The sequence below is a fragment of the Ferdinandcohnia sp. SAFN-114 genome (assembly GCF_059415045.1).
In genome coordinates this window covers 1-7748 of the sequence record NZ_JBPFDQ010000052.1, presented here as the reverse complement: position 1 = coordinate 7748, position 7748 = coordinate 1, and the positions used below count along the sequence as shown (strand labels likewise).

Here is a 7748-nt window from a genome sequence, read left to right as displayed (position 1 = left end):
CATACACTCCATGAAGAGGATTCACACGCAATTCATCCTGCCTTTTCCTCTTCATACACTCCATGAAGAGGGTTCACGCGCAATTCATCCAGCCTTTTCCTCTTCATACACTCCATGAAGAGGATTCACACGTAATTTATCCAGCCTTTTCCTCTTCATACACTCCATGAAGAGGATTCACACGCAATTCATCCTGCCTTTTCCTCTTCATACACTCCATGAAGAGGGTTCACACGCAATTCATCCAGCCTTTTCCTCTTCATACACTCCATGAAGAGGATTCACGCGCAATTCATCCAGCCTTTTCCTCTTCATACACTCCATGAAGAGGATTCACACGCAATTTATCCAGCGTTTTCCCCTTCATACACTCCATGAAGAGGATTCACACGTAATTCATCCAGCGTTCTCCCCTTTATACACTCCATGAAGAGGATTCACACGTAATTTATCGAGCCTTTTCCTCTTCATACACTCCATGAAGAGGTTTTCCACGCATTTCATCCAGCCTTTTCCCCTTCATCAACTCTATGAAGAGGATTCACACCCAATTCATCCAGCCTTTTCCTCTTCATACACTCCATGAAGAGGATTCACACCCAATTCATCCAGCGTTTTCCTCTTCATACACTCCATGAAGAGGATTCACACGCAATTCATCCAGCCTTTTCCTCTTCATACACTCCATGAAGAGGATTCACGCGCAATTTATCCAGCGTTTTCCCCTTCATCAACTCTATGAAGAGGATTTCCACGACAATAACGCAATTTTTCCCATTCATCTCCTCTACCAAGAGGATTTCCACGACAATAACGCAATTTTTCCCATTCATCTCCTCTATCAAGATGATTTCCACAACAATAATTCAATTTTTTCCCCTTCATCTCCTCCATGAAGAGGATTCCCAGCCAACAATTCATCCTTCTCCTCTTCATCAATCAGCACTTCCTCAAGTTAACTATACTATAAGATATGTATTCGAACTATGGACCTAGAAATTACAAGAATCTAAGACTAGAGGCGTATTTTTAAGGTTTTTCTCAAGGATGAATTAACTTCTTTTTCCTTTACTAGCCTAATTATGGTCATTTTTTAAAAATTATAGTAAATAATCTGGAAATTTTACATAGTATGTAGTATAGTACATTATACCACTAATGCACTATGGCACATATTCACCTAAGGAGGTGTTCAGATGAAGTTTAAGCAGGATGGCACGAAGCCAATCTATGTACAAATTTCAGAATGGATTGAAACAGAAATCTTAAGTGGAGCAATACCAGAGGATCACAAGGTATTTTCTCAATATCAGCTTGCAGAAATGTTCAATATTAATCCTGCAACCGCTGCAAAGGGACTGAATCTCCTTGCAGATGAAAACATTCTTTATAAAAAGCGAGGCTTAGGCATGTTTGTAACACCGAACGCCAAACAATTTATTTTAGAGAAAAGGAAAAGTCAAACAATGAAAAATCTCATTTTCGAACTTGTAATGGAGTCAGAACGATTAGGGGTTAATGAAGAAGAATTAGTCAATTTGATTAAGGCTGAAAAAGAAAGACAAAGGGGGAATCGTGATGAACGCAATTGAGTTCCATAATGTATCTAAACTCTATAGTGGGTTTAAAGCATTAGATAATCTGACTTTTACAATTGAGCCAAATACGATAACGGGAGTTATTGGTAGAAACGGAGCAGGAAAAACAACCCTTTTAAAGATTATCGCTGGTTTTTACCCAGTTTCTTCAGGAGAGGTTCGTGTTTTTTCGGAGGACCCGTTTAATAATTTAAAGATCTCTTCCAATCTTATTTTTATTGATGATAATATGGCCTTCCCTCCTTGGCTGAATCTAGCAGAACTAATAGACGCAAGTGCAAAATTCTATCCTAATTGGGACGGCGAGTTGGCAAAACGGCTATTCGATTATTTCGATTTTAATCCAAAGCAACTTCACCATCATCTTTCAAAAGGTATGAAAAGTACATTTAATATGATCATCGGTCTCTCATCCCGCTGCCCAATTACAATCTTTGATGAACCTACAACTGGAATGGACGCCGCCATACGTAAGGATTTTTACAAGGCATTATTGAAAGATTACATTGCGCACCCTAGAACAATCCTCTTTTCAAGCCACCTGCTAAACGAAATTGATAGTATTTTGGAAAATGTTCTCCTCATACGAAACGGTAATGTTGCACTTCATGAATCGATCGATGATTTGAAGGAGTTTGCAGTTGGACTGCGTGGTAAAGCAAACATCATTGAAAAAGTCACAAAAGAGATGGAGGTCATTTATGTAGAAGACTTCGGTAATGATTACACGTATTCCGTTGTAAAGGATGCTTATCCAGAAGCAACATGGTTAGAAGCGAAGAAACTCGGAATTGATCTTACCCCGGTTGCAACTGAAGACCTTTGTGTATATCTCACCGCAAAGAATAAAGGGGGTATAAATGATGTATTTAACTAATGCAAGTATACTTGATATTGTAAAAAAACAGCTATTTTTTAAAGTGAGGGCTTATTATGGTACGTTTACAAGCCTCGCAACTGTCCAGGCGATTGCGCTTTTGTTTTCTTTTAATGGAGTTGGCCAGATGGGGCTTGGTGGGAGTGTTTCGATAACCAGTTACTCCGGAAGTGTTATTTTTGTTTTTACCGCCTTTTGGGCTGTTATTACGGCAATCACTCTATCAACAAAACCCTATCATTATATCGATTTTTCATTTGTAACAAACAGAATGAGTAGTCACCTTTCAACAATTGGAATGTTGATAATCTATTCATTTATTGCCAGTATCACTTCAACTTTTGCTGGAATTCTTTTAAGGGTAATCTTGTATTTCAATGGGAGTAATAAGATTATAGCGAACCATTTTTTCCTCCCATTTTCTGATATGCTTGTTGGCATTTATGTCGGTACATTATATCTGCTTTTGTTTGCAACACTAGGTTATCTCATCGGAATGTTTACGCAAATAAACAAACTTTTTGGATTTGCGATACCTGCATTTGTAATTGGTTGGGCTATTTATGAAATACGATCATTTGATACATTTACAGGGTTTACGTTTTTTGCACATGAATCATCTATCCTTGTATTTACACTCAAAATCATTGTTACAGTCGCAGTTATGACGTGGATTGTAATAGCTGCAACCAATCGATTGGAGGTTCGAAAATAATGTCAGTTATCGGTACTTTGATACTTCCTATCATTATCTTGTTCATCCTTGCGATTATTTTAGTTTCTGTATTCTTTGGTAAAAAGTTCAAAGGTGTAAAGGGTACAAAAATTTTACTAGGAACATATTTAATCATCTTAACAGTCTCTGTGATTGTTTATTATTGCATCCCTAGTTTTAAAACATCTGAAAACACAACTCAGGATTTGAGCTACGAACAAATAAATCAAGCGATTCAACAGGGGAACATTGAAAATTTTGAAGCTATAAAGGAAAAAGAAAAGTGGGAAATTCCATTCGATCAAGACCAACTTAATATTAAACCATTGGACAATTTAAACATGCAGACCGTTTTTGACCGTAACGAAACTGACGATAACATCATTGAAGTAATCTATTATGTAGCAAATACAAATTTCAATGGTTATGATTTTTATGAGGAAATCCCATCGCCTACCGTTTCAATCGAAAATAACAATATGCTAGTCATTTCTCCACTAGATTATTCGATTAGACTATATAGCTTTCATAATGACTTTGTAATCTCGCAGTTTAAAGGTGGCGGCATTATGGATGAATTTGATAATAGGTTCAACGATGATAAGCCGCTTAATTATGATTTTCTTTTAATTAGAGTTCCGAAAAACCTAGAGTTAACTGGGAGCGAGTTTGTTAACTTTATCGGAGAATAAGCAACAAAAAAAGGAAGGGGGAGTCCCCTTCCTTTTAAGTTTAGCCAACCATTTTTTCCTCCGCATAACGTGTGCGTTGGATGTGGATGAGTCTTGCTGATAAACCGACTCCTGCAGCAAGTAAACCAAATGTCAAGCCAAGCCAGTAACCGGCAGCTCCTAAATCCGTGAAGTGCGCAAGCCCCCAGCCGGCAGGTAAGCAAATGAGCCAATAGGCGACCAAAGTCATTACGAATGCGATATTAACATCCTTGTATCCCCTTAGAGCAGCCTGTGCTGTTGCTTGAATAGCATCCGACACCTGGAAGAATAAAGCGTAAATTAGGAATTGAGCTGTTAATGTGATGACCGCCGTTTCCGTTGAATAAAGACCAGCCACTTTAAAGCGGAAGACAATCACAAAGAGCCCCGTAACAAGCGCAATGATCATTGAAAGTGAGATCCCTAACCAACTATAAATTTTCGCATCCTTAAAGCGCTTTGCTCCTACTTCAAACCCCACTAGAACGGTTAACGCCATTGAAATGCTCACTGGAATCATATAGAGGAACGAAACAATATTCAGCGCTGATTGATAAGCTGCAACGGTTGTAACAGAAAATTTACTAATTAAAATCGTTACAGCGGCAAACATACTCGTTTCAAAAAAAGTTGATAACCCCATCGGGATACCTATTTTTAAAATCTCCTTGCTTTCTCTCAATGTAAAACCGCTAAGTCCAGCAAAAACTTTATAGGAAGAAAATGGTTCTTTTGTAATGACGATAAAAGCTGTTATCCCAACTATAACCCAATACGTAATGGAAGTCGCTAAACCGGCTCCCCCACCTCCGAGTGCAGGAAAGCCCAAAGCACCAAATATTAATACATAATTTAAGAATAGATTAATAGGTACAGATACCAATAATACAAACATGACTACTCTTGTAATCCCTAATGCATAAATAAATGATCGCAGTACATTAAATATGAACAACGGAATGATCCCAAAGCTCAACCCAACTAGGTAATTATGTGCTGTCTTGTGTACACTTTCTTGCAAATTCATCATGGATAACAATGGATTTAAAAAGAGAACCCCTGCTAAAATAACCACGAATCCAATAATGAAGCTTAAATATATCCCACTTGAAACAACTGTTGATACTTCATTACTTTTCTTTTCACCAAATTTTTGAGCAGCTATAGGTGAGACTGCAAGTAAAATGGCACTTATTCCTGTAAAAATCGGATTCCAGATGGATGACCCAATCGCAACCCCGGCTAAATCAGAAGAGTTAAATCTTCCAGTCATGATTGTATTGAAAAATACCATGGAAAACATACTTAACTGTGTGATTAAAATGGGAATCAACATAATAATAATCAATTTTATTTTTTCTCGAATGTTTTTTGTTTCGTACATGAACGTTCTCCTTCAAATCAAATGCGCCTCGGCGTATGTATGCGCCCGATTTTTTAGGCCCGCACGGGGTGGGTCACAAAGACGTTGCCACAGGAAGTGGCGTTCTTAGTCGAAAATACCTTTGAATAATCGTGGCATCCACCGGAGGCTTAACTATACTCAGGCTGTGATTAAACGCCAAGCAGTTAAATTGAACACATAACCATAATTATATTCCATCTCACATTTAAATGAATACTTTTTTACTTTGTCTTTACATTGTTTTCATATTTTAATTGCCAATTTTCTGTTATATTGTAAGTAGATTACAAGACTTTCGTAGGATGGAGGGCCATATGTCACGACTCACTGATTATTTACTGGTCATCTCATTTGACTGCTTATCATCACTTGATTTTCCAATTATTAATGAGCTTCCCAATTTTAAGAAACTCTTAGAGCATGCATCTTTTTGCAAGAATGTTGAAACAATATATCCTTCTGTAACCTATCCATGCCATGCAACGATAGTGACTGGGAGATATCCAAAAAATCATGGAATCGTCAATAACACTTTTCTCCATCCTGGTCGCCAATCGCCGGATTGGTATTGGCACAGACAGCATGTAAAAGGAACGACTCTTTACGATGAAGCTAAAAAGGCTGGGATGAAGACTGCAGCCCTTTTATGGCCCGTAACTGCAAAGGCAAATATCGATTACAATATGCCAGAGATTTTTGCAAATCGCCCATGGCATAATCAAATCTTTGTTTCTTTATTTAATGGCAGTCCGCTATATCAATTGGAAATGAATCGAAAGTTTGGACATCTTCGGAATGGGCTTAATCAGCCTGAACTCGATGATTTCGTACTTGAGTCAACCGTTGAAACCATTAAAACGAGAAAGCCTAATCTTATGCTTGTCCATTTTGTCGACTTGGATTCACAACGCCATTATCATGGATTTTCATCTGATGAAGCAATGGCAGCCCTTCGTCGTCATGATGAAAGACTGGGTAGGATCATGAATGCTTTAAAAGAAAGTGGAATCTATGAAAAAACAACAATCATTGCATTAGGTGACCATAGTGCATTGGATGAATCCAAGGCAGTTAAACTGAATGTTTTATTTAGGAAGTCAGGTCTTATTACCGTAAATACGGATGGTAACGTAATAGATTGGAAGGCATACTGCAAAAGCTGTGATGGCTCTGCATATATTTATCTTAAAGAGAAAAACGACACTAAAACTAAAGAACAGGTTAGAACCCTTCTTACAGAGCTAATGGAAGTTGAGGACAACGGTATCGAACGTATTCTTTCAAGTAGTGAAGCGCAGGAAAAGGGGGCAGATGACAATGCTGCGTTCATGATTGAAGCACGGCTTGGCTACTATTTTAAGGAGCAGCTGGATGGTGAGTATATCGATGAAATTCAAGCTGAGGATGTTCGTGAAAAACGCTATACCTTTGCAAGCCATGGCTACTCACCGGAAAAGGAGAACTACACAACCGTTCTTATCGCTTCCGGAAAAGGAATTCGTCCAAACATTGAAATACCTGCTATGCATCTCGTAGATGAAGGGCCAACATTTGCGAGACTATTAGACTTAGATCTAGGAAAAACAGATGGTCATGCGATTGAGGAACTACTAAACATTTGATTAAATTTAAGGGGGGTTTTGGGATGAGGTCGTTTACGAAAGAGGAATCGAGTTGGATGTATTATGATTGGGCCAATTCAGCCTATTCAATTATTATTACTACGGCTGTTTTTCCGATTTTCTATAAGGCTGCCGCAACAAATGCAGGTGTGGATGCTTCAGATTCAACAGCATATCTTGGCTATACAATCGCCATTTTCACCTTTATCTTAGCGATGATTGGACCGATACTGGGAACAATTGCTGATTATCAAGGCTACAAAAAGAAGTTTTTCACTTTCTTCTTTGCATTAGGAGTTTCCGCAACAGCCTTATTAGCTTTTGTACCAAGTGATAATTGGTTGCTCTTATTAATTGTTTATACGTTTGCTGCTTTAGGTTCAACAGGGGCAAATGTTTTCTATGATGCGTTTCTAGTTGACGTCACAACTGAAGATAAAATGGACCGTGTTTCTGCACGTGGATATGGATTAGGCTATATCGGTAGTACTATTCCTTTTTTACTTGCTATCGCCATTATCCTTCTTGCACAACAAGAAATTTTACCGATTTCGGCAACTGTTGCTAGTAAAATAGCATTTATCATTACAGCCGTTTGGTGGGGTCTTTTTTCCATCCCATTATTCAAAAATGTACATCAACGTTACTATATCGAACGGGAACCTAATCCGATCGCAAGTAGCTTTAAACGCCTTGGAACAACCTTTAAGGAAATCAAAAAATACCGTGCTGTGTTTTTATTCTTTGGACTAACCTAAAATAGTGAGACAATATAAAACACCTCCAAAATGGCAATACTTGAGATAAGTATTGTGACA

The 7748-nt window shown here is 38.1% G+C and carries 7 protein-coding genes and 1 pseudogene; 6 read left to right on the top strand and 2 right to left on the bottom strand.

The window, feature by feature from the left end:
- Positions 1 to 708 precede the first annotated feature (708 nt).
- Positions 709 to 921 carry a hypothetical protein gene (locus tag ACR65M_RS16580; protein WP_440273855.1) on the bottom strand — a complete coding sequence of 71 codons (213 nt, stop codon included), beginning with the start codon at positions 919 to 921 and terminating at the stop codon, positions 709 to 711.
- A 275-nt stretch (positions 922 to 1196) separates the two neighbouring features.
- On the opposite strand from ACR65M_RS16580, the gene ACR65M_RS16575 reads away from it, so the two are divergent.
- Genes ACR65M_RS16575 through ACR65M_RS16560 form a run of 4 tightly spaced genes read left to right on the top strand, consistent with a single transcriptional unit; the run spans position 1197 to position 3882 of the window.
- Entirely contained in the window at positions 1197 to 1592 is a 396-nt protein-coding gene (locus tag ACR65M_RS16575) for a GntR family transcriptional regulator (RefSeq protein WP_099352840.1), read from the top strand.
- On the top strand, positions 1579 to 2475 hold the full coding sequence (locus ACR65M_RS16570) for an ABC transporter ATP-binding protein (RefSeq protein WP_440273854.1): 897 nt from the start codon (positions 1579 to 1581) through the stop codon (positions 2473 to 2475). Before ACR65M_RS16575 ends, ACR65M_RS16570 begins: the two co-directional genes overlap by 14 nt.
- A complete protein-coding gene (locus ACR65M_RS16565; protein WP_341332722.1) occupies positions 2462 to 3190 on the top strand; it encodes a hypothetical protein in 729 nt (242 codons plus the stop codon). The genes ACR65M_RS16570 and ACR65M_RS16565 overlap by 14 nt, the downstream gene beginning before the upstream one ends.
- The gene (locus ACR65M_RS16560) at positions 3190 to 3882 is read left to right on the top strand and encodes a hypothetical protein (protein WP_440273853.1); all 693 of its coding nucleotides are present in this window, start codon (positions 3190 to 3192) and stop codon (positions 3880 to 3882) included. The genes ACR65M_RS16565 and ACR65M_RS16560 overlap by 1 nt, the downstream gene beginning before the upstream one ends.
- Before the next feature lie 40 nt (positions 3883 to 3922).
- On the opposite strand, the gene ACR65M_RS16555 is transcribed toward ACR65M_RS16560, so the two are convergent.
- Complete coding sequence (locus ACR65M_RS16555) at positions 3923 to 5287, bottom strand: MATE family efflux transporter (protein ID WP_440273852.1); 1365 nt, start codon at positions 5285 to 5287, stop codon at positions 3923 to 3925.
- Positions 5288 to 5622: 335 nt separating this feature from the next.
- Between ACR65M_RS16555 and ACR65M_RS16550 the strand changes: the two genes are divergently transcribed.
- Complete coding sequence (locus tag ACR65M_RS16550; RefSeq protein WP_440273851.1) at positions 5623 to 6930, top strand: alkaline phosphatase family protein; 1308 nt, start codon at positions 5623 to 5625, stop codon at positions 6928 to 6930.
- A gap of 23 nt (positions 6931 to 6953) precedes the next feature.
- Positions 6954 to 7673 (top strand): annotated as a pseudogene (locus tag ACR65M_RS16545) (MFS transporter); the annotation flags it as partial.
- Positions 7674 to 7748: the final 75 nt, after the last annotated feature.